At 34.5% G+C, this 23,181-nt stretch carries 25 protein-coding genes; 6 read left to right on the top strand and 19 right to left on the bottom strand.

Going from position 1 to position 23,181, the window contains the following annotated elements:
* Positions 1-71: 71 nt before the first annotated feature.
* From LU301_RS05805 to gloB, 5 genes are all read left to right on the top strand, one after another.
* Positions 72-2,990: an insulinase family protein gene (locus LU301_RS05805; RefSeq protein ID WP_305273779.1), complete on the top strand. Its 2,919-nt coding sequence runs from the start codon at positions 72-74 to the stop codon at positions 2,988-2,990.
* A 195-nt stretch (positions 2,991-3,185) separates the two neighbouring features.
* Positions 3,186-4,373 carry a phospholipase A gene (locus tag LU301_RS05800; protein WP_305273777.1) on the top strand — a complete coding sequence of 396 codons (1,188 nt, stop codon included), beginning with the start codon at positions 3,186-3,188 and terminating at the stop codon, positions 4,371-4,373.
* Between the two features lie 159 nt (positions 4,374-4,532).
* Positions 4,533-6,800 carry an NADP-dependent malic enzyme gene (locus tag LU301_RS05795; protein WP_305273774.1) on the top strand — a complete coding sequence of 756 codons (2,268 nt, stop codon included), beginning with the start codon at positions 4,533-4,535 and terminating at the stop codon, positions 6,798-6,800.
* Between the two features lie 66 nt (positions 6,801-6,866).
* Positions 6,867-7,340: a hypothetical protein gene (locus LU301_RS05790; RefSeq protein WP_305273772.1), complete on the top strand. Its 474-nt coding sequence runs from the start codon at positions 6,867-6,869 to the stop codon at positions 7,338-7,340.
* 18 nt (positions 7,341-7,358) lie between these two features.
* Complete coding sequence (gene gloB / locus LU301_RS05785) at positions 7,359-8,099, top strand: hydroxyacylglutathione hydrolase (protein ID WP_305273770.1); 741 nt, start codon at positions 7,359-7,361, stop codon at positions 8,097-8,099.
* Positions 8,100-8,124: 25 nt separating this feature from the next.
* Here gloB and LU301_RS05780 read toward each other — a convergent pair whose 3' ends face one another.
* The 18 genes from LU301_RS05780 to pyrG form a co-directional block, all read right to left on the bottom strand.
* Positions 8,125-8,937, bottom strand: coding sequence for a glycosyltransferase (locus tag LU301_RS05780; RefSeq protein ID WP_370692246.1), 813 nt, complete (start codon positions 8,935-8,937; stop codon positions 8,125-8,127).
* A gap of 156 nt (positions 8,938-9,093) precedes the next feature.
* Positions 9,094-9,885, bottom strand: a complete 792-nt coding sequence (locus LU301_RS05775) for a thiazole synthase (RefSeq protein ID WP_305273766.1) — start codon at positions 9,883-9,885, stop codon at positions 9,094-9,096.
* A gap of 73 nt (positions 9,886-9,958) precedes the next feature.
* Positions 9,959-10,156: a sulfur carrier protein ThiS gene (gene thiS / locus LU301_RS05770; RefSeq protein WP_305273764.1), complete on the bottom strand. Its 198-nt coding sequence runs from the start codon at positions 10,154-10,156 to the stop codon at positions 9,959-9,961.
* A gap of 9 nt (positions 10,157-10,165) precedes the next feature.
* Complete coding sequence (locus LU301_RS05765) at positions 10,166-10,534, bottom strand: DUF423 domain-containing protein (protein WP_305273762.1); 369 nt, start codon at positions 10,532-10,534, stop codon at positions 10,166-10,168.
* Positions 10,535-10,576: 42 nt separating this feature from the next.
* Positions 10,577-11,446: an RNA polymerase sigma factor RpoH gene (gene rpoH / locus LU301_RS05760; RefSeq protein ID WP_305273760.1), complete on the bottom strand. Its 870-nt coding sequence runs from the start codon at positions 11,444-11,446 to the stop codon at positions 10,577-10,579.
* A 270-nt stretch (positions 11,447-11,716) separates the two neighbouring features.
* Positions 11,717-12,424 (bottom strand): 2-C-methyl-D-erythritol 4-phosphate cytidylyltransferase, encoded by a 708-nt coding sequence (ispD, locus tag LU301_RS05755; RefSeq protein ID WP_305273758.1) that lies wholly within the window; start codon positions 12,422-12,424, stop codon positions 11,717-11,719.
* A 14-nt stretch (positions 12,425-12,438) separates the two neighbouring features.
* Positions 12,439-12,831, bottom strand: coding sequence for a septum formation initiator family protein (locus LU301_RS05750; RefSeq protein ID WP_305273757.1), 393 nt, complete (start codon positions 12,829-12,831; stop codon positions 12,439-12,441).
* 77 nt (positions 12,832-12,908) lie between these two features.
* A complete protein-coding gene (gene eno, locus LU301_RS05745) occupies positions 12,909-14,222 on the bottom strand; it encodes a phosphopyruvate hydratase (protein ID WP_305273756.1) in 1,314 nt (437 codons plus the stop codon).
* A 302-nt stretch (positions 14,223-14,524) separates the two neighbouring features.
* Complete coding sequence (locus LU301_RS05740) at positions 14,525-15,643, bottom strand: hypothetical protein (RefSeq protein WP_305273754.1); 1,119 nt, start codon at positions 15,641-15,643, stop codon at positions 14,525-14,527.
* 19 nt (positions 15,644-15,662) lie between these two features.
* A complete protein-coding gene (locus tag LU301_RS05735) occupies positions 15,663-16,190 on the bottom strand; it encodes a hypothetical protein (RefSeq protein ID WP_305273752.1) in 528 nt (175 codons plus the stop codon).
* A 325-nt stretch (positions 16,191-16,515) separates the two neighbouring features.
* Positions 16,516-16,710: a hypothetical protein gene (locus tag LU301_RS05730; RefSeq protein WP_305273751.1), complete on the bottom strand. Its 195-nt coding sequence runs from the start codon at positions 16,708-16,710 to the stop codon at positions 16,516-16,518.
* 328 nt (positions 16,711-17,038) lie between these two features.
* On the bottom strand, positions 17,039-17,896 hold the full coding sequence (gene kdsA / locus LU301_RS05725; RefSeq protein WP_305273749.1) for a 3-deoxy-8-phosphooctulonate synthase: 858 nt from the start codon (positions 17,894-17,896) through the stop codon (positions 17,039-17,041).
* Between the two features lie 60 nt (positions 17,897-17,956).
* Positions 17,957-18,313: a hypothetical protein gene (locus LU301_RS05720; RefSeq protein WP_305273746.1), complete on the bottom strand. Its 357-nt coding sequence runs from the start codon at positions 18,311-18,313 to the stop codon at positions 17,957-17,959.
* Positions 18,306-18,737, bottom strand: a complete 432-nt coding sequence (locus LU301_RS05715; RefSeq protein ID WP_305273744.1) for a PIN domain-containing protein — start codon at positions 18,735-18,737, stop codon at positions 18,306-18,308. Before LU301_RS05715 ends, LU301_RS05720 begins: the two co-directional genes overlap by 8 nt.
* Positions 18,727-18,969 (bottom strand): hypothetical protein, encoded by a 243-nt coding sequence (locus tag LU301_RS05710; RefSeq protein WP_305273742.1) that lies wholly within the window; start codon positions 18,967-18,969, stop codon positions 18,727-18,729. Before LU301_RS05710 ends, LU301_RS05715 begins: the two co-directional genes overlap by 11 nt.
* A 14-nt stretch (positions 18,970-18,983) precedes the next feature.
* Positions 18,984-19,370, bottom strand: coding sequence for a type II toxin-antitoxin system VapC family toxin (locus LU301_RS05705; RefSeq protein WP_305273740.1), 387 nt, complete (start codon positions 19,368-19,370; stop codon positions 18,984-18,986).
* 13 nt (positions 19,371-19,383) lie between these two features.
* A complete protein-coding gene (locus LU301_RS05700) occupies positions 19,384-19,635 on the bottom strand; it encodes a DUF2281 domain-containing protein (protein WP_305273738.1) in 252 nt (83 codons plus the stop codon).
* Between the two features lie 67 nt (positions 19,636-19,702).
* Positions 19,703-21,334: a CTP synthase gene (gene pyrG, locus LU301_RS05695; protein ID WP_305273735.1), complete on the bottom strand. Its 1,632-nt coding sequence runs from the start codon at positions 21,332-21,334 to the stop codon at positions 19,703-19,705.
* Positions 21,335-21,621: 287 nt separating this feature from the next.
* Here pyrG and LU301_RS05690 point away from each other — a divergent pair, with 287 nt between their 5' ends.
* Entirely contained in the window at positions 21,622-22,110 is a 489-nt protein-coding gene (locus LU301_RS05690; protein ID WP_305273733.1) for a hypothetical protein, read from the top strand.
* Between the two features lie 118 nt (positions 22,111-22,228).
* Here the strand turns inward: LU301_RS05690 and ppsR are convergent, their stop codons facing one another.
* Positions 22,229-23,056, bottom strand: coding sequence for a posphoenolpyruvate synthetase regulatory kinase/phosphorylase PpsR (ppsR, locus tag LU301_RS05685; RefSeq protein WP_370692245.1), 828 nt, complete (start codon positions 23,054-23,056; stop codon positions 22,229-22,231).
* Positions 23,057-23,181 lie beyond the last annotated feature (125 nt).

The raw sequence follows: 23,181 nt of genomic DNA, 5'->3' as shown, positions 1-23,181 counted from the left end.
TTTATATTCAATAAGTTATAATTATTTATCAAACCAAACTCATGTTAAAATAACATCTGCAAGGTTAAACTATGACATTTCCAACATCTAGCCATCAAGATTTTAAACTGATTTCACAACAAGCCATGCCATCATTGGGCATTGAAGTACAACATTATCAACATAAAAAAACGGGTGCAATTCACTACCATTTAGCTCATCATTCCGATGAAAATGTATTTTTAGTCGCATTCCGCACACAACCAATGGATTCTACAGGTAAAGCCCATATTTTAGAACATACCGTTTTATGTGGTTCTCAACAATTCCCTGTACGAGACCCATTTTTCTTGATGATTCGCCGTTCACTCAATACCTTCATGAATGCATTTACATCATCGGATTGGACAGCTTATCCTTTTGCTACGCAAAATATTAAAGATTATGATAATTTACTAGCCGTTTATTTAGATGCTGTTTTTGCACCAAATTTAAATCCTTTGGATTTTGCTCAGGAAGGTATCCGTATTGAATTGGAAAATGAGCAAGCAGTCTATAAAGGTGTTGTATTTAATGAAATGAAAGGAGCGATGAGTTCTCCTTCATCACAGCTTTATTACCATTTAGCACATCATTTATATCCACATACCACTTATCATTATAATTCTGGTGGCGACCCCAAAAATATTCCCGATTTAACTTATGAACAACTAGTCGAGTTTTATCAATCGCATTATCACCCAAGTAATTCGGTGTTTATGACTTTTGGTAATCGTCCTGTTGATGAATTACATAGCCAATTTGCACCTGTTTTAGCTAAGTTTGAACGTGGAGAAACTTTACATTCTACCCCTGAAACACGTTTAACAGCTCCGATTCAAGTCGTTGAACAATATGCCAATGATGGTGGCGATTTAAGTGATAAAACTTATCATTTATTAGCATGGTTATTACCGCAAGCCAGTGATTTAAAAGTGCGTTTAGGTATGCGTTTAGTTGAAGGTGTATTACTGGAAAATTCAGCATCGCCATTACGTCATTATTTAGAAACGTGCGATTATGCCCAAGCGACATCGCCAATGATGGGTATTGATGATAGCAATTTTGAAATGACATTCTATTGTGGCGTTCAAGGCTCAAATCCTGAACATGCTGAACAATTTGAACAAGGCGTATTTGATATTTTACGTGATGTGGCAAGCAAACCTGCCGACCCAGAATTAATTGAAGCTATTTTACATCAAATTGAACTTCATCAACGGGAAGTCAGTGGCGATGGTATGCCTTATGGTTTAAATGTAATGTTGCAAGGTTTAAATGCTCCAATTCATCACTATGATCCAATCAGTTTATGGGACGTGGATAGTGCTTTAAACCAAGTAAAACAAGAATTACAAGACCCGATGTGGGTATCAAATTTAATTCAAACTTACTTAATTGATAATCCACACCGTGTACGTTTAACTTTACAGCCCGATAATGAAGTTTCAAAACGTGAACAGCAAGCTGAATTAGATCGCTTAGCTGATATTACCGCAAAATTAACTGATGATGATAAAGCCAAGATTCACAAGCAAACAGAAGATTTACGCATTCGCCAAAATACACCTGATGATTTAGATTTATTGCCAAAAGTGGGTTTAGACGATATTCCTGCTGATTTGCATATTGTACAAGGTCAGTTGCGTGAAATTTTAGTCAATAATACCGATGTTCCGTTGAATTTATATACAGCAGGAACAAATGGTTTATATTATCAACAAGTACTCATTCATCTTGATGATGATGTGATTAATTCGCCTTATTTCTCAATTTTAACCATTTTAATGGGCGAAGTAGGTGCAGGCGAATGGGACTATTTAACACTACAACAATTACAAACTGCTCATACAGGCGGTATTGGTATGGGGGTTTCAACCCGTAGTGTAGTCAATGATAAAGATAAAATTAGTGCGTGGACGACTTTAACCACTAAATCTTTAACGTCAAAACTTGATGCAATTTCTTTATTAAAAACAACATTTGAACAATTACGTTTTGATGAAAAAGAGCGTATTATTGAGTTATTACAACAGCGTAAAAACCGTTGGCAAAGCCAATTATCTGGTGTCGCACATCAATACGCTATGCAAACCGCATCACGTCATCATAGTGCTTTAGAAAATCGTGATTATGCCAATACAGGTTTACCTGCGTTTGTATGGTTACGTGATACTTTAGCCAAAATCGAACAAGATGATGTGGCTTATCAACAATTTATCGATGCGGTACAAGCCATTCATCAACGTTTACTCACAGCAAAAAAACAATTTTTATTGGTGTGTGAAGCACAACAAAGTGAACGTTTATTGGAAGAAGTGCAAAATGTATGGTATCAATTGCAACAACCACAACAAGCCAAAACTGTTCAACAAGTTGCACGCCATCAAAATACCCAACATCAAGCATGGCTTATGCAAGCGAATGTACAATTCTGTGCAACAGCTTATCCTGCGGTAGATGTTTCTCACCCTGACGCTGTGCCATTTATGGTACTTGGTGGTTATTTACGCAATGGTTTCTTACATAGTGCGATTCGTGAACAAGGTGGTGCTTATGGTGGCGGTGCAGGTTATGATGGTAATGCGTGTTCATTCCGTTTTTATAGCTACCGTGACCCACGCTTAACAGAAACTTTTGCTGATTTTGACCATGCAATTAATTGGTTACTTAATGAACCGCAACAACCACATCAATTAGAAGAAGCTATTTTAGGTTTAATCGCAAGTATGGATAAACCTGGCTCTCCAGCAGGTGAGGCGATTGGTGCGTGTTATGCCTATTTACATCAACGTACACCAACATTCCGTAAAGCCATGCGTCAAAAAATCTTAAATGTTACACTTGAAGATTTGCAACGCATTGCTCGTGAATATTTACGTCCTGAATTGGCGAGTAAATCAGTGGTTGCTCCATTTAATCAACGTGAGAACTTAGAGCAATTAGGCTTTGAAGTATTTCAAATTGATTGAATTTAGAGCAATATATCACATATAGTTTTTTGTTTGTAACGCCATTCTCAATGAATTGTAACTCATGAATATTGATGTTGCGTAGGGGCGGAAGATTTTCCGCCCGTACAAAATTAAATGATGTGAATCATATCAATATCATGATTGTAAATTGAGAATGGAATATTTTTATCATTTCATCATTTATTTTAATTTATGAATAAATTACATTTCTCCCTTTACAGTCTTAGTGGTATTGCCTTACTGTATAGCCCTTATGTCCTTGCAGATACTGATAAGGCAAAGACTGACCCTATTACTATTCAATCGCCAACATTACAGCCAACATCGGTTAATGCTTGTGTTGCCATTTCTGCTAATGCACAACGTTTAGAATGTTATGACACATTATTTCGTTTAGATGAACAACAAAAACAGCAAGTTTTGCAAGAGCAACAGGCGGAAAAACAATTTGTAAGTTTGGTAAAACAAGCCAATTTAGATGAAAATGCGACATTAAAAGAAAAAATTGCCCATAATTGGAACAATACTGAATTGTTTAGTGCAGGCGATGATTTTAATCCTAATATTTCATTTTTAGACCGTCATTGGGAATTGTCTCCAGACAGTAAATTAGGTACATGGAATATTCATACTTACCAACCGACTTATGTTTTACCGCTATTTGTAACAACTGATAAAAATACGATGCCCAAAAGTGAAAATCCGCTCAATACAGTTACAGCGGCTAAAAATTATGATTCTTTAGAGTCTAAATTTCAACTTTCACTTAAAACCAAAGCGGTTGAAAATATTTTTGGCGATAATGGCGATATATGGCTTGGCTATACGCAATCATCACGTTGGCAAGTGTATAATGGCGAAGAATCACGCCCATTCCGTGAAACCAATTATGAACCTGAAGCTATGCTTATGTTCCGTACCAATTATAATGTATTGGGTTTAAATGCACGTTTATTAGGTGTTGGTTTTAACCATCAATCCAATGGTAGTTCTGATCCATTTTCTCGCAGCTGGAATCGTGTAACATTCCATGCAGGATTTGAAAAAAATAATTTTGCCTTGATGTTACGCCCTTGGATACGTATACCTGAGGCTAAGGCTAAAGATGATAATAATCCTAATATCGAAAATTATATCGGTCAAGGCGATTTAACAGCTTATTATCAACATAATCAACACAATTTTGCTTTAATGTTACGTCATTCATTAAAAGGCGGTAATGATAGTCATGGTGCTGTGCAATTTGACTGGACATTTCCGATTTATGGTAAATTGCGTGGACATTTCCAAGTATTTGATGGCTATGGCGAAAGTCTAATTGATTATAATCATCGTGCGACTTATTTTGGTTTAGGTGTTGCATTAGCAGATGGATTTTAATTAATTAGTTACCAAAAATTAAGCACTTAACCTTATGCCTTAGCAAAATTTATGATTGTTTTTTAGACTTTAATCGTTATTTTTGACTGTATAATTTTGGCATTCGGTGGTATAGTTAGAATATTTTTTACTATTCTCTGTTCATAGGATTTTTAAGTAATGACTGCTCAAACTTTAAAGCAACAAGCCTTACATTATCATGAATTTCCAAAACCTGGAAAAATTAGCGTTACACCAAGTAAACCATTAGCTAACCAACGTGATTTAGCTTTAGCATATTCACCTGGCGTTGCTGAACCGTGTTTAGAAATTGCCAAAGACCCTTCTAATGCAGCACGTTATACTGCTCGTGGTAATTTGGTTGCTGTAATTAGTAATGGTACTGCAGTATTAGGCTTAGGAAATATTGGTGCTTTAGCTTCAAAACCTGTGATGGAAGGTAAAGGGGTCTTATTTAAAAAATTTGCTGGGGTAGATGTTTTTGATATCGAAGTTGCAGAAACTGACCCAGATAAATTTATTAGTGTAGTATCAGCACTAGAGCCTACTTTTGGCGGTATCAATTTAGAAGATATTAAAGCACCTGAGTGTTTTTATATTGAACGTACCTTGCGTGAGCGTATGAATATTCCTGTATTCCATGATGACCAACATGGTACAGCAATTATTGTGAGTGCAGGTTTAATTAATGCATTAAAATTAGTCAATAAAAAAATTGAAGATATTAAAATCTGTGTATCTGGTGCAGGTGCTGCTGCCCTATCCTGTTTAGGTTTATTATGTGCTTTGGGCGTACAAAAGAAAAATATCTTTGTCGCTGATGTAAATGGTTTATTAACCACATCTCGCACAGATTTAAACGAATATACTGAACCATATAAACAAGACACTGAATTTACTAAATTATCTGAAGTCATCGATGACGCTGATATGTTTTTAGGTCTATCTGCACCAAACGTTTTAACACCTGATATGGTTAAACGTATGGCAAAAGACCCTATTATCTTTGCTTTAGCCAATCCAAACCCAGAGATTTTACCAGCTGACGCATTTGCCGTTCGTTCTGACGTGATTATGGCAACAGGACGTTCAGACTATCCAAACCAAATTAATAATGCCTTATGTTTCCCTTACATCTTCCGTGGTGCATTAGATGTTGGTGCAACAGTAATTAATGAAGAAATGAAATTGGCGTGCGTTCATGCGATTGCACGTTTAGCACATGTACAAACTGAAAGTTCTGCTTATGGTGAAAAAGCAAAAACTTTTGGACGTGATTATTTAATCCCTGGTCCATTAGACCAACGCTTAATTTTGGAAATTGCTCCTGCAATTGCTAAAGCAGCAATGGATACTGGCGTAGCGACTCGCCCAATTGAAGATTGGGATGCATATCATCAAAAACTTTCAGAGTTTGTTTATAACTCTGCCTTTGTGATGAAACCTATCTTTAACCAAGCAAAAACTGCTCCAAAACGTATCGCTTATGCTGAAGGTGAAGATTTACGTGTATTGCGTGCTGCACAAGTCGTGGTTGATGAAGGTTTAGCTTATCCAGTGTTGGTTGGTCGTACTGCAATTATTGAGGCAAATATTCAACAGTTAGGTTTAAGTTTACAAAATGGTGTAAATATTGAAATTGTCGATCAAGAAAAAAATCCTGATTATGAACAATTTTGGCAAGATTATTATGAAATCATGAAACGTAAAGGTATTTCACTTGAATTTGCTAAACGTGAAGCACGTCGTCGTTCAACCTTAATTGCTTCTTTATTGGTAAAATATGGTAAAGCTGATGGTATGTTGTGCGGTACTTATTCAAGCTATGGTGTACATTTAGACTTTGTGAATAATGTAATTGGTTTGAAAGATGGGCACAAAAACTACTTCGCAATGAACTTATTAAACTTAAATGAGCGTAATTTGTTTATCGCTGATACTTATGTTAATACCAATCCAACAGCAGAACAGCTTGCAGAATTGACAATTTTAGCAGCAGAAGAAGTGAAACGTTTTGGCGTAGAACCACGTATTGCCTTACTTTCTCACTCAAGTTTTGGTAGTAACCAACATGACCCATCAGCACAAAAAATGCGTGAAGTCTATCAAATTTTAAGTGAAAAAGCACCAGAATTAGCGGTAGAAGGTGAAATGCACGCCGATGCAGCTTTAGATGAAAGTATTCGTCAATTTGCATTCCCAAATTCACGCTACAAAGGTTCAGCAAATTTATTGATTATGCCAAATCTTGATGCAGCTAATATTGCATTTAACTTGGTAAAAGCGATTACTGGTAGTGTAGTCATTGGTCCAATTTTATTGGGTGCTAATAAACCAATTAATATCTTAACACCAACTACAACATCACGCCGTATTGTTAACATGACAGCTTTAACGGTTGTTGAAGTACAAAATCAAGAAAATTAATTTTTGATTTGATTAAATACCTTATTATCATTGTATAATAAGGTATTTTTCATGGGAATTTGTACGATGACACAAAATAAACAAACTTTTCAACGCCTAGTTGAGTTCTTTAACAAAGTACCTAGTGTACAAGCTGATAATATTTTAGCCTATGCTTATGAGCAGGATAACATTTGGTGGTTTAAGTTTAAAATCAATATCAAACACCCTTTGGCATGGCAAACGGTGCAAGAATTAGGTCATGTATTGAATTATCTTTCAGTCAATGAACGTTTACCAACTCGCTTTTTACCTGTCTCGCCACCACCGTATATGAATGGCGGTGCTGATGAGTTTTTAGCATGGGTAATTGAATGTAATCATGCCGACTTTCCACCCGATGTCATTTGTGATTGGCTAGAAGCTCGCTTACCGAAACCCATTGATGATGAAAAGCAATGGAATATTACTGGAGATTTAAGCTTACTTGATAATATGACCGCTCAAGATATTGACCAACTGATTCCACCGTTAGATAGCATTCAATTTGCTAAGAAATAATTGTAAGGAATAATATCCATGTCTGCTCCATTTAAAATTCATACACTTGATGTAAAAAATCAGCTACAAAATTATATCTTTTTACTGGAAGATACTCGCAATCAACATACTGTAGTTATTGATCCAACAGAACATGAATTGGTTATTAATTATTGCCAACAATATCAGCTTAATGTGCAACAAATTTGGATTACTCATCATCATGCAGACCATACCAATGGTATTGCGGGTTTAATCACACAATATCCTACAGCTCAAGTATTTGCACCCGCTTTGGAATTTGACAATATTCCCCATGCCCAAATTAAATTAGAGCATGAACAACATTTTGAGTTTAATGGTTTAGATGTGAATGTGATTTTAACAGCAGGACATACCTTAGGACATATTAGTTATTTTATTGATGCTTTAGATGTTGTATTCTGTGGCGATACTTTATTTGTTATGGGTTGTGGTCGTGTTTTTGAAGGAACACACGAACAAATGTATCATTCTCTCAATCGTTTATCCGCTTTACCACCACGCACAGCGGTTTACTGTTCACATGAATACACCTTAGGTAATGCAAAATTTGCCTTACACGTTGAGCCTGATAATGTGGCAATTCAACAACGTGCCAATGAAATTGAACAATTACGCCAACAAAATTTACCGACTATTCCAAGTACAATCGCTTTGGAATTGGAGACTAATCCATTTTTGCGTGTGTTAAATGTTGATGAATTTAGTCGTTTACGGCAGATGAAAGATGATTTTTAATATAAAAACATCTCCTTAGTTATGATTATAACATATGCAATTTTCCATCAATATAAAGGCTAGGTATATGCCAGCCTTTTGTTTCTGGTCTATCTAAAACATTTTGATTCCATGCTTTTAAAATTTTATGAAAAAATTCCACTTTTTGATGATCTTGTACTTCAAAATCATCATAAAAAATCTGTAAAAGATAACTTTTAATATTCACTACATAATTCACAGTATATTGAGCAGTTGCCATAATACTTTTCTTTTGTTGCAAACATTGTTGCCACACATAAGCATCATTTTGTTGTGAATACGTCCAATAATGTGCTAACTCTCGTGCGGTTTGAATCGTCATAGCTAAACAATTGGTATCTACTAAAAAACCACGATGGACTTTTAATCCAATTCTTCTATGATAATTATTGAATGTTATTTCACAGCCAAATTCTTCAAAATGATAAAATCCTAAAGATTCACTATTATCATCACAAATATACTCGCCTTGTTCAGTCATAAAACAGCGTAATGTATAAGCGACATCAATCTCATATTGTGTAAACGCATTTGCAATCACTTGTGTATGTTCAGGTTGATACCAATTATCATCATCTAAATAGCAAATAATATCTTCCTTGATTAAAAAAGGGGCAATTGTATTAATATAACTATTCGTCCACCCATTTGCCCCTGTATTCATGGGTAAGTAAGTAAAAATCACATCAGGATATTTTTCTTCTAAAGCTTGGATTTTATCAAAATATTGTTTACCATCAACAAATACATAATGCTTACATGGATATTGTTGCTGTTGCACACTTAAAATAGCTCGCTCTAATTCAGCACGACCAATAGTCGATGTAATTACAGCTATTGTTCGATGTTCGATGTTCGATGTTCGATGTTCGATGTTCGATGTTCATGGTATAAACCTTTATAAACAAAAACAATGTAAATTTTCAATGATATGATGTAAATTTAAACATTTACATCATATATTGCAAACACATTATTTAAAAAAATAACCCGTTTCAGGAGAGCTTGCATTTGCCATACGTTTGCGTGGCATACGCCCTGCTAAAAAGGCTTCTCGTCCTGCTTCGACTGCTTTTTTCATTGCTGAAGCCATTAAAATTGGATTTTGTGCTTGGGCAATTGCGGTATTCATCAATACACCATCACAACCTAATTCCATTGCAATTGCCGCATCACTCGCCGTGCCTACACCAGCATCAACCAATACAGGGACTTTAGCATTTTCTTTGATAATTGAAATGGTATGTGGATTTAAAATGCCTAAACCTGAACCAATTAAACTACCCAATGGCATAATCGCCACACAGCCCATATCTTCTAATTCTTTAGCAACAATTGGGTCATCAGACGTATAAACCATGATGTCAAAACCATCATCAATCAGCGTGCGTGCGGCTTTCAATGTTTCAGTTACATTAGGATAAAGTGTTTTTTCATCGCCTAAAACTTCTAATTTAACTAAATTATGACCATCTAATAACTCACGAGCCAACATACAAGTTCTTACTGCACTATTAGCATCAAAACAGCCTGCAGTATTTGGTAAAATCGTATATTTTTCAGGTGGAATAACCGATAACAAATTGGGTTGATTAGGGTCTTGTCCAATATTTACTCGGCGAATAGCAACAGTAACGATTTCTGCTCCACTCGCTTGAATGGCTAAATCCGTTTCTTGTAAATCTTTATATTTACCTGTACCGACCAATAAACGTGAATTAAATTGACGTGAACCGATCATTAATGGGCTATCTTGTGTGTGCATAATCTAAACCTAATCTTGTTTTCAATATCATATTTATCTAGGTTGAAATGGAATAACGCCATTCAAACTATATTCAACCACCACCAACGGCTTGGATAATTTCAATTTTTGCGTGTTCTGTTAATGGCGTATCAGCAAATTTTGATTTACTGATAATTTGTTCATTCATTTCTACCGCAAATCGTTGCCCTTGTAAATCTAAACCATCAATCAACTCTAGTAAAATTTGTGCAGATGTTTCAATCAATTCGCCATTTAAATAAATTTTCATCATTTTACCCTACATTTTACGATATTTTAAGGCATTAAATGCTAATAATAACCAACCAATAATCATGAATAAACCACCAATCGGAGTAATCATACCTAAACTTGATGTCGCTCCAACTCCCATAATATATAATGAACCACAAAATAAGACGATACCAAGCTGAATACAGATAAAACTAGCTTTAATCGGAAATAAGCTATTGATTTTATGTAAAACTGCTAATGCTAATAAACCTAGTGCGTGGTAGAAAAAATAATCTGTTGCCGTTGCCCACCAAGCAAGCTGTTGAGCTGTTGCCATATTCTTTAAACCATGAGCCCCAAATGCACCTAGCACGACAGCTAATGCCATATTTAAACTTGCAATCATTAACCACATAATTTATCTCTCTTTTGATATATCATCATTTTAGTCTTTTGCTTAACCCGCCAACATTGCCGTTTTAATTTTATCCATTGCATTTTTTTCAAGCTGACGAATACGTTCTGCTGAAACATTATATTCCGCAGCCAACTCATGCAAGGTAGATTTATCTTCATCAAGCCAACGACGTTGTAAAATATGACGTGAACGATCATCTAAACTTTGCATTGCTTGATGGAGTGATGCTGTATTTTGCTCTTCCCAATCATCTTCTTCAATTAAACGTGCTGGATCATAACGATTATCTTCTAAATATAAAGCAGGAGCAACACTATGCGATTGTTCATCATCGTCATCATTTTGTGCTTCAAAAGCAGCATCATAAGCCGTTAAACGCCCTTCCATTTCAAGCACTTGCTCAACGGTAACATTTAAATCATTGGCAATGGCTTGAGCCTCTTCGAGATTTAATTTTTTACTTGATTTTTTTAAGCTACGTAAATTAAAAAATAATTTACGCTGTGCTTTAGTTGTCGCAATTTTAACAATACGCCAGTTACGAATCACATATTCATGAATTTCTGCTTTAATCCAATGTACGGCAAATGAAACCAAACGTACGCCCATATTTGGATCAAAACGTTTAACTGCCTTCATTAAACCTAAATTCCCTTCTTGAATTAAATCTCCCTGTGGTAACCCATATCCTGCATAACTGCGTGCAATGTGAATCACAAAACGTAAATGCGACATTACTAAAATTTTTGCAGCTTCTAAATCTTGGTCATAATAATAACGTTCCGCCAGCTCTTTTTCTTGTTCTGGCGTTAAAATAGGAATTTGATTAACATTATTGATATAAGCACCAAGATTGACACCGGGTGCGGTCATTGACAAGGGCATCAACTGGTGGTTGTTGTCCGTCATACATTCTCCAAAATGGGGTTTATCAAACAATATATGCTATTATAACGTTAAAAGCATAAAAATGTGCAATTATTTTGTTGTTGATTGTGGAAATTTTATATTTGGCTTACCAATATTATCGATTTGCTGTTGTAATTATCTTTCAACAAGATCAAGGCGAACGGTTTCGTATCAAAAAATAAGCTGTTTTACTATATCAGTATTAGAGCGAATGGAAATCCCTATATTGGATTCACTTTGAACATGAAGAGTGAGCTAAGCGTGTTTCGTTTAATTATTTCTCGCTTGCAAAATTAACTTTGCTAATATTAAATCCTCAGCATAAGTAATTTTTAAATTATCACTACTACCCTGTACTAAATGCACAATTTCCCCCATATATTCTAAAGCACTTGCTTCATCAGTGATGATGATATTATCGTTTAATGCCTGTTCAATCGCATGAATAAGTACACCTAATTGTGCCATTTGTGGCGTTTGTGCTTGCCACATTTGCTCACGATTAACAGTATGCAAAATATTTTGTGTAGTATCTGATTTTTTTAAAGTATCTCGTACAGGCGTAGCTAAAATTGCACTTTGCCCTGTGTTTAAACATTGTTGATAGAGTGCTTTTAAATGTTGATATTGTACGCAAGGTCTCGCTGCATCATGTACCATCACCCAATCATCATCATTAGCATAACATTGATTTTTAAGATAATATAAGCCATTAAGTACTGAATTTACTCGCTCTGCTCCACCTAAACACTCATGTGCTAAATGTGCTGATGGTAAATTTAGCCTTGCTAATTGTTGGTCATTAGGCGATTTAGCTAAAACATAAGCGGATAAAGGTAATTGTGTGATGGCTTCTAATGTATGCTCTAACACGGTTTTATCATTAATCAACATATATTGTTTTAATTGTTGTGATGAAAAACGTGAACCACTTCCAGCTACAGGAATCACTGCCCATAATTTTTGTGATGTGAACATAATGTAGCCCTATTTTATGGTTCACGAATATCTGGAGCAATTTCGTCCATCATGGGAGCGATATTAGATTGTTGTTGTTCAACAAATTCTGCAGGTAATGGTTTAGCTTTTGCCGTATTTAATTGCACAAAAGTCTCATTTTTTTTCACTAGACCTAAATCTAAACGTGCATATTCTTCAACCACATCATAACCATGTTTTAAATCGTCCATTTCAGCAAATAAAATACGATTACGCATTTCCATTGCTTTATTTTTATCTTGTTGTTCAGCGATTTGTTGTGTGAGTTTACGATGTTCTAAAATACCTGTTTCACCACGCCATAATTGGTATTGCAATACCGCAATGATTAATAATGAGATAATCAAAATTGCAATATTCATTTTGGAATGGAAAAAATTATTCATAAAACACTCAATTCAATATTGATTTACGCTTTTAGCCATTATGCCAAAAGCGTAAATTTTAAACTTAGAAGATTAAATTATTTTAAGCCTTTAAACTCAGCTTTACCATGATATGGTGCTTTAATTAATTCTTCAATACGCAATAATTGATTGTACTTCGCTACACGGTCGCTACGGCACAATGAACCAGTTTTGATTTGTCCCGCCGCAGTACCGACTGCTAAGTCAGCAATAGTACTATCTTCAGTTTCACCAGAACGATGTGAAATAACTGTAGTATAACCATTAGCTTTAGCTAAATAAATCGCATCTAAAGTTTCAGTTAAAGTACCAATTTGGTTATATTTAATTAAGATAGAGTTTGCAACTTTTTCATCAATACCACGTTGTAAAATCTTCGGATTAGTTACGAATAAATCATCACCAACAAGTTGGATTTTATCACCTAAAATTGATGTTAAATACGCCCAACCATCCCAATCACTTTCATCTAAACCATCTTCAATTGAAATAATAGGATATTGACGTACCAAACCTGCTAAATAGTCAGCAAATTGGTTACTAGTAAATGCTTTATTACCTTCACCTTCAAGCACATATTGACCATTTTTATAAAATTCAGATGATGCACAGTCTAAAGCCAAATAAATATCTTGACCTGCTTTGTAACCTGTTTGTTCAATCGCTTGTAAAATAACGGTAATCGCTTCTTCATTAGAACGTAAATTTGGTGCAAAACCACCTTCATCACCCACAGCAGTATTTAAGCCTTGTTTTTTAAGTACAGATTTTAAGCTATGGAAAACTTCCGCACCCGCACGCAACGCTTCAGAGAATGATGTAAAACCAACAGGCTCAATCATAAACTCTTGAATATCAACGGTATTATCAGCATGAGCACCACCATTTAAGATATTCATCATTGGCACTGGCATACTGAGTTTATTTTGACCACGCAAATTTGCAATGTATTGGAATAATGGTAAATTTTGCTGTTGAGCAGCAGCACGAGCAATTGCTAATGAGACTGCTAAGGTTGCATTTGCCCCCAATTTAGATTTATTTTCCGTACCATCACGAGCAATCATTTTTTCATCAAGTAATTTTTGCTCAAATACACTTTGACCCACCAATAATTGTTGAATTTCAGTATTTACATTTTGTACAGCTTGGCGAACACCCTTACCTAAATAGCGAGCTTTATCGCCATCACGCAATTCTAAGGCCTCTCGAGAACCTGTTGATGCTCCTGATGGTGCACACGCACGACCCACTACCCCAGATTCTAAAATTACATCAGCTTCAATGGTTGGATTACCACGAGAATCTAAAATTTCACGTGCACGAATGTCTTTAATTTCAATCGCAGTTTTATTTTGTTCAGCGTACATACAATGTCCTTTAGGTCAAAAACGCAACAGTTCAGCAATTTTAGCATTAATAATTAATGTAAATTACCATTTAAAACTTGAGTTAGGCATTAGCCTAATTATCTTTACAGTATACCATAATTTTGCATAGGAAAATCAGTTTATCTACCGCTTTTCATCGCTTATAAATTAAATTGATTAATTTATAGACTAAATTTCTCAAATTAAAATAATTTGAACTTCATTCATTTTACTGAAATCATTTAACCTAATATGAGTAAACTACAATTTACGCATACATAAAATCAATAAATTACAATCAGTTAAGATTTTAAACCTGATGATACCTCTACTACAGGCACTACAAGCTGACGACTATAATAATCATTACCATGACGCTCATCAAATTGATGTGCTAAACGGCTGGCTTGCTCCAATAACTCAGCTTGTTCTGCTACAGCCAATTTTGATGCTTCAATAGCAAACAACATTCGCTCAAATAATGATTCACATTCATGATATAAGTCTTTGTTTTCTTGATAAATGTTTTCAGCAAATTGTATATCGCCCATTTGAATGGCTAATCGCATGAACTCTGCAATCGGTTTAATGAATTGCCCTTGTCCTTTGACTAAATCATAACCTGAAATTAATAAGTTTTTGGCTTTTTCTAATTGGTTAGTATAAAAATATGCTTGCACAATTAAACTATTGGTCAAATGTGGTACTTCGCCACAAGAACTAGTACCATCTAAAATTTCTTGAGCATATTCAAGGGCTTTTTCATATTGACCTAAAAATACATTCACACGCACCATATCATCAACTTGGCACGCCCAACAATCATCAAAATCATTTTTTTCAGCATCAAGCCATAATTTAAAATGTGTTTTTACCATGTCTTGATTTGCCATTTGCAAACCGTGCATGACTGCTAATTTATGAATTGAACGCCAACCTAAATCCAACAAATTACAATAATATGAAAATAAACGCATATATTGATTGATTTGACTATAAGGACGAGAGACATCATCAATAATATCCGCTAAGAACCATTTAAATTTCCATAAAATCATAAAATTCATAAATGCTTGGAAACGTTCATCTTTTTCTTGATAATACATATCAATCATGGCTTCATGATAAACCACCAACCACAATACACTTTCTTGCCACAAATGAGTATTTTTAATTGGTGATGTTTCATGTTGTGTATAGTCTGAACTTTCCATGATTTTTAAATGGAGCATACCTTGTTGATATAATTCATCAGGGTGTGGAATAACCAATTGATTAGCAAAGAAACTATCTACCAATTCATCAATTTGGGTAATATCCATTAAATCTTGACGTAATTGTTGAATATTTTCTACAATCGGTTGATGATTATCATCAAATGCTTGCTCTAAACGTTGTTCAAATTCATGTTGGTTCATCATGTGTTCCTCAAAATAAAGCTTATTTAAACTCTGCCGTTCCACTAATATGCCATTCACAGCCATTATTTTCAACTGAAATGATATTATTTGGCGTGTAGATATAATGAGATTGATAAGCAATGCCTCGCCCAGTTTGCAAACTTGGCGAACCCACCATTTCAACCGTTTTAAATTGTTCACCAAATTCTAATTTAAGCATTTTAATGCTTGGGCAATGTTCTTTAAAATGAATTATTACGCTTTTATTGGCTTTATTTAACTCATAATCACCTAAACCACCGACAGAAATAATATGCGAAATAGACGCAATCGGAATATCTTTATCATTGTTGTGATAAGTGTAGCGAATACTATCGCCATTTGCTACAGGTTTCATTGCCAAATTATCAATATCATTTAAACCCAATTGCTTGGCACTTTCTCTTAATTTAAAAATTTGCCCATTTTCCACCAAACTGGCAATTTCTCCGAGCCAATTTTTGGCGGATAGAGCGTGGGCATTGGTGGATAATACTAAGATAAGTGGTAAAAATAGGAGTTTTTTCATTTTAAAATACCTTTTTAAATACAAATGGAAAAATTTGGCGTAAGGTGTGTAATACACACCATTTAGATTTAGAATTTTAAACGGTGCGTTGTACGCACCTTACAGATTTTTTTCATTTTAAACGCCTTTAAAAAAATAAAATGTGACACATCAATTAAACACCAACTTCACTCATCCAGTTTTTCATAATAAGAGTTTCTATCAAGTATTTCAACAGCAATACAGCCAATCAGTACAGTAAATACAATAGAAAACCAAAAAATATTTTCAGTAATATTACAAAAAATTAGCAGTATGCAGTATAAAAAAGATACAAAAATCACCATCATACCAACTTTAAAGAAAACTTTTTATCCCACACTTGACCCAATTTCTGCTGACAATGTGGGCAATGTTTATCTGGGTGTACATAAAATATAGTTTTTTCTGACCCTTTTGCAGGTTTTTCTATCAGCTCTGATGATTTAAATAATTGCTGACAATTTGGACAAGTGTGTTTATGGCTAGGTGTAAATTTCATTGAGTTTAACCTGCTAATTTGGTGTAAGGTGCGTTGTACGCACCTTACAGATTACGCTTATCATCAAAATCCTTCAATGATTGCATTTTGATAATTTTTTAAAAATAAAAATATCATTAAAATATAACAAACCCATAAAATAATTCCAACTATAAAAGCTGACACCATTTTTAAAGTCGGTTTTTCTTTAATTATACAATAAATATCTAATAATCCACGACAATCTTTGGGTGTTAAAATATGGAATAATAGCAAAACAATTATCCAAATAAACGAAACACCATAGAACGACATTTTAATCCCCAAAGATTATCTTTATAACTCTTATTTAATGCGTATCAAGCACTTCAAACCCTTTGACCAAATTATCAAGCTGTTTTAATTGGGTTAAAAACGGCTCTAATTGTGATAATCTTAAGGCACAAGGTCCATCGCATTTAGCTTCATCAGGGTTTGGGTGAGCTTCCAAAAATAATCCTGCCAAACCTGTTGCCATACCTGCTCTTGCCAATGTGGTAATTTGAGCACGGCGACCACCTGCACTATCTGCACGTCCCCCTGGTGTTTGTAAAGCGTGCGTTACATCAAAAAATACTGGTACATTCATCGCTTTCATGATATCAAAACCAAGCATATCCACCACTAAATTATTATAGCCAAATGCTGAACCACGCTCACATAAAATCAACTGGTCATTGCCTGCTTCTAGGCATTTGTGCAAAATATGACGCATTTCATGGGGTGCTAAAAATTGAGCTTTTTTAATATTGATGATTTTACCTGTTTTTGCCATTGCTTCCACAAGGTCAGTTTGACGGCTTAAAAATGCAGGAAGTTGTAAAATATCAGCCACTTCCGCCACTGGTTCAGCCTGATACGGCTCGTGAATATCGGTAATAATCGGCACATTAAATTGTTGTTTAATCTCACCTAAAATCTCTAAGCCTTTTTCCATTCCAAGCCCACGATAAGAATGTAAACTTGAACGATTCGCCTTGTCAAAACTAGCCTTAAACACATAGCCAATATTTAATCGCTGGCAAATATCAATATACGTTTCGGCAATTTCAAACGCCAAATCACGACTTTCAATGACATTCATTCCACCAAATAGGACGAATGGTTTATCATTGGCGATTTGAATGCCATTGAGTTGAATAGTCGATTTTGCAGTTAAAGTGGTCATAACACTACCTAAATTTAAAAATTATCTTAAAATATCATCAATTAAGCGAAATATCAATGTTTATTCATTTGCTTTTTGATATACGATATTTTTATCTGTTTGAATCGCAAAATATAAAGCAATCAATAAACCAGTACCTTGAAAAATTATTTCAAAAGTTTTACTCACAACAAATAAATCCATCATATCGATTAACATTAGTATAACAATTGGTAATGACATGGCAATTAAAGTAAAATAAAATTGATTGGGGAGAATAGCGACCAACCTTTGCTCACAATGTGGACAATACACTCTCGGAGCCGGTGTCATTTGATACCATTTTAATGTTCCCTTAAATGGCTTTTTAATTAACTGTTTTCTTATAAATTTATTTTGACAATTTGGGCAATTATATTCAGGGTTTAATTTAAACATCAGTTCTCCAATTTTCAATAAATGGGTTAATAATTGTTAATTTCCCATCTATTATTTGACTGTGAGCCATATCTTCAGAATATAAAATAGATACACCTGATTTTAAAGCGGTGGCAATAATCAAACTATCCCAATAAGAATAATGATAGCGGTCTTTGATATTTAGAGCATTGATAACCAAATCACTGGTTAAATCCATTACCGTAAATACTTGACGAAATCCATCTACCGATACAAATAATTGTTCTGGCGTAAGCAATTTCTTTTTAAAAGCTACATTACAAAACTCATTTAATACTTGCGTACTAATAATCAAATGAGTATTTCTTACCAATTGTTTTGCAATTTGTTTTTTATGCACATCATCGCCGATAGAATACAATAAAATATTGCTGTCTATAAAATAAGGTTGTTTAACGCTCATACAATTCCTCTCGGTCAAACTTAAAGTTTGGCGGTAGTTTGGCTTGTACAGTGTCAAAAATATTATCTAAAATGGCTAATTTTCTTTCCTCTTCAGACATTATTTTTTCATTTGGCATAACATTAAACTGCTTACCATTTAAATTTAATACCACTTTTTCGCCCTGCTCGGCTTTTTGCAAAACTTGCACCATATCATAATTCGCAATTTCTTGAATGGCAATTTCAATCATTTTATACTCCAAATTTACCAAAATACGTTTACATCATAATCTTTAAATGCCCTATCACAACCAATAATCGGCATATTTTCCATTATTGATTGGGCGATTATCATTCTATCAAATGGGTCATTGTGATGAAAAGGCAAATCGTGAAAATTTTGTAAATACTTAATATCAAAATCCAACAAGCGAATATGATTTTCAAGTACATATTTTTGATATAGTCGGCTAATTGGTAGTGGAATTTCCAATTTGCCCAATGATGATTTAATGCTCATTTCCCACAAACTTGCAAAACTCAAATAGCACTGATTATTTGGGCTGGCAATTAATTGCTTTGCATAAGCAGACATTTTTTCGTCGCCATTAATGTACCATAAAAAAGTAAGCGTATCCAATAATAATCGCATCATAAATCCTTATTTATGGCATATAGTCTTTAAAACACTCTAAAGGCTCATCAAAATCATCGCTCATTTTAATTTGTCCTTTAGCAATTCCAAAAACAGGCACTTTTGGCAACTCTATTTCATTATCCACCAAAGTCAAAATGTATTGCCCGCCATTCAGCGTAGGGTTTAATAAATATTTATCGCCATTAATATTGAGAGTAACTTGTTCTTGAATACTTTTTAAATCGTATTGTTGAATATCTTGAATCGCAATTTCTAACATATTTTACTCCTGCCAAATAAAAAGGGAAATCATAACCGACTTCCCTTATTGTAATGCAAATCAATCATTAAGCCAAATGCTTTTTCTTGCCTGCTTCTACAAACGCACCAAATAATGGGTGTCCGCCTCGTGGCGAGCTGGTAAATTCTGGGTGAAATTGCACCGCCACAAAGAATGGGTGTGATGGAATTTCCACCGTTTCTACCAAGTTTTGTGCCGAATAACCAGATACTTTCATACCTGCTTTTTCAATATCACTAATAAAATGATTATTCATTTCATAACGATGGCGATGACGCTCTACAATTTCCGCTTGTCCGTAGATTTCACGCATTTTTGTACCTTCAAGCAGTAATGATGTTTGAGAGCCTAAACGCATCGTACCACCTAAGTTCGAGCTATCTGAACGTTCTTGCAATTCACCTTTTTCATCTAGCCATTCAGTAATTAAGCTGATAATTGGTTGTGGTGTTTTCTTATTAAATTCGGTCGAAGTCGCTTCAGTTAAACCTGCAACATTACGAGCAAATTCAATCACTGCCAACTGCATACCTAAGCAAATCCCTAAATAAGGTACATTGTTTTCACGAGCATAGCGAATGGCTTTCATCTTGCCTTCTGTGCCACGTTCGCCAAATCCACCTGGAACGAGAATCGCATCAGCCGTGCTTAAGATTGCTTTTTCATCTTGGCTTTCTAACTCTTCAGCATCAACATAATCAATTTGCACTTTCACACGATGTTTGATACCTGCATGAAGTAACGCCTCATTAACTGATTTGTATGCATCTGGCAATTCTACATATTTACCAACCATTGCCACACGCACCGTGAACTCTGGATTAAATAAACCTTCACAAACACTATCCCAATCGGATAAATCAGCTTCTGGCAAGTTTTCAAAACCAAAACGGCTCACAATTAAATCATCAACATCTTGTTCATAAAAATTGCGTGGAATTTCATAAATGCTACGAGCATCTTTACACACAATCACCGCTTCCTGCTTAACATTGGTAAATAGGGCGATTTTACGTTTTGTATCTTCATCAACATCATGTTCGGTACGGCAGATTAAAATATCTGGTTGCATACCAATTGACAATAATTCTTTGACTGAATGTTGTGTTGGCTTAGTTTTTAACTCACTTGCCGATGCGATATATGGCAATAATGTTAAGTGCATTAACATTGAACGATTATGCCCCAATTCCACCATTAATTGACGCACTGCTTCCATAAAGGGTAAACTTTCAATATCGCCTACCGTACCCCCAATCTCCACAATCGCAACATCAAAACCTTCGCCAGCTTTACGCACTCGCTCTTTAATATTATCAGTAATATGTGGAATAACTTGAACAGTTTTACCCAAATAATCGCCACGGCGTTCTTTATCTAACACATCTTGATAAACACGACCACTGGTAAAGTTATTGAGTTTACTCATTTTTGAGCGTTTTAAGAAACGTTCATAATAGCCTAAATCAAGGTCAGTTTCCGCCCCATCTTCAGTTACAAAAACTTCGCCATGTTGGAATGGACTCATCGTCCCAGGATCAACATTAATGTAAGGATCCATTTTGACCATAGTAATTTTTAAGCCACGAGCTTCAAGTAAAGCAGCGACTGATGCTGCCGAAATGCCTTTACCGAGCGATGAAACCACACCGCCTGTTACAAAGATAAAATGGGTCATGCAAATTCTCATCAATTATGGATAATATCAATTATTTTGACCTTATCCATTTATAAAAATATCAAAAAATAATTACCCAATATTCTACCATAAGCAAATGATAAAATCTCATTATTTTAGATAGATTTTTTATGCTGTTTTTCCTACAATAAAACTCTTAACTCAAATAAAAATATTACAATATGTTTTAATTAAATAACATAACATAACATAACATAACATAACATAACATAACATAACATAATGCTATAATTTAATAAATGTAGCTTAAAGTGTGAGAATGTAACATGAATATCAAATTTGTAATCATTGGTCTAGCAATTATTGCTGGTCTATGGTTTGGCACTGAATATTATTCTGCCAAGAAATTTCAAGAAAATGTCCGCAATGAATTAAAAAACATTAAAATAGATGCTGAAATGGAAAAGCAAATGAAACGTTCGGGTTTACCTATTAAAATGGATATTTTAAATCATTATCCAAAAATTACTCAGTATTATGATATTGATTTCTTATTACCAAGCGAACAAGCCCAACAAATTCGTACCCAAATGCAACAAGAAGCTAATGAACAACCTTGCCGTTATATCAATAATCATCCTAACTTAAAAAATGATACAAAACCTCATGATTATTATCATGCGTATAAAACAGTATTGGAAAAAGATAATGTAAGTCTGACGATTATTGTGCGTGATAAAAATAAACAAAAAATTGCTGAAGCAACACAAGAACTAGCGAAATGCTCAGTCTTTTTAACGCCACCTAAAAGTTAAAATATCAGTTAGATAAACGTGAGCTTAGCTTAACTATAATTAATAACTTATTGAAATATAAAGTATAAGTAAGGTGCGTAATACGCACCCTATTCTTTTAATGACATTATTCTATCATTTAAACAATACGGCGTTTTAATTTTGTCATTTGCAAAATACGTGTTGAAATTTCTTCAATTGACATTTCCGACACATCTAAATATGGAATGCCTTCGGAAATATAAATGCCTTCAATCGCTCGTAATTCCATTTGACATTGATTAAAACTCGCATAACGACTTTGCCCCATACGTTCAGTACGAATTGCCACCAAACGTTCAGCATTAATCATCAAACCAAATAATTTATGCTTATGTTGTTTTAAAATACTTGGTAAGCGATTATCATCTAAATCTTCTTCGGTTAATGGATAATTTGCTACACGAATACCAAATTGCAACGATAAATAAATCGATGTTGGCGTTTTGCCTGAACGAGATACCCCAATCAAAATCAAATCTGCTTTATCATAATGACGTGTTCTTGCCCCATCATCATTATCAAGGGCAAAATGTACCGCATCAATCCGTGCTTGATAAGTTTCACTATTGGTAACAGCATGAGTTTGCCCAACCAATGTGGTTGGCGGTGTGCCAAGCTCATGTTCTAATTTACTAATCAATCCTTCAAAAACGTCTAAATTAACTGCATTCGCAGTATTGATGATTTCTCGTACATCAGCATTGACGATGGTATCAAATACCAATGGTAAACAGCCTGTCATTTCAGCACAAGCATTGATTTCCTCAACTGTTTTTAAAGCAATTTCTTCACTCATCACATAAGGAATGATATGCACTTCAAATTTGACATTAGGAAATTGTGCCAATAATGAACGCCCCAAGGTTTCCGCAGTAATCGCCGTGCCATCGGAAATAAAAAATACTGTACGATAAATTTCACTCATTTCATTACCACTATTCATTTAAATTATGCCTATATTACCCTAAAAAATCATTTATTAAAAAAATAATAAACATTTACTTTTGAAATAAATAAAATATAGATAAAAATCAACTACTTACTAAAAGT

It is taken from the genome of Moraxella sp. ZY210820, assembly GCF_030674635.1.
GTDB lineage: Bacteria > Pseudomonadota > Gammaproteobacteria > Pseudomonadales > Moraxellaceae > Acinetobacter.
Note: the sequence above shows the minus strand (reverse complement) of the source record. Positions and strands in the feature narration are given on the sequence as shown.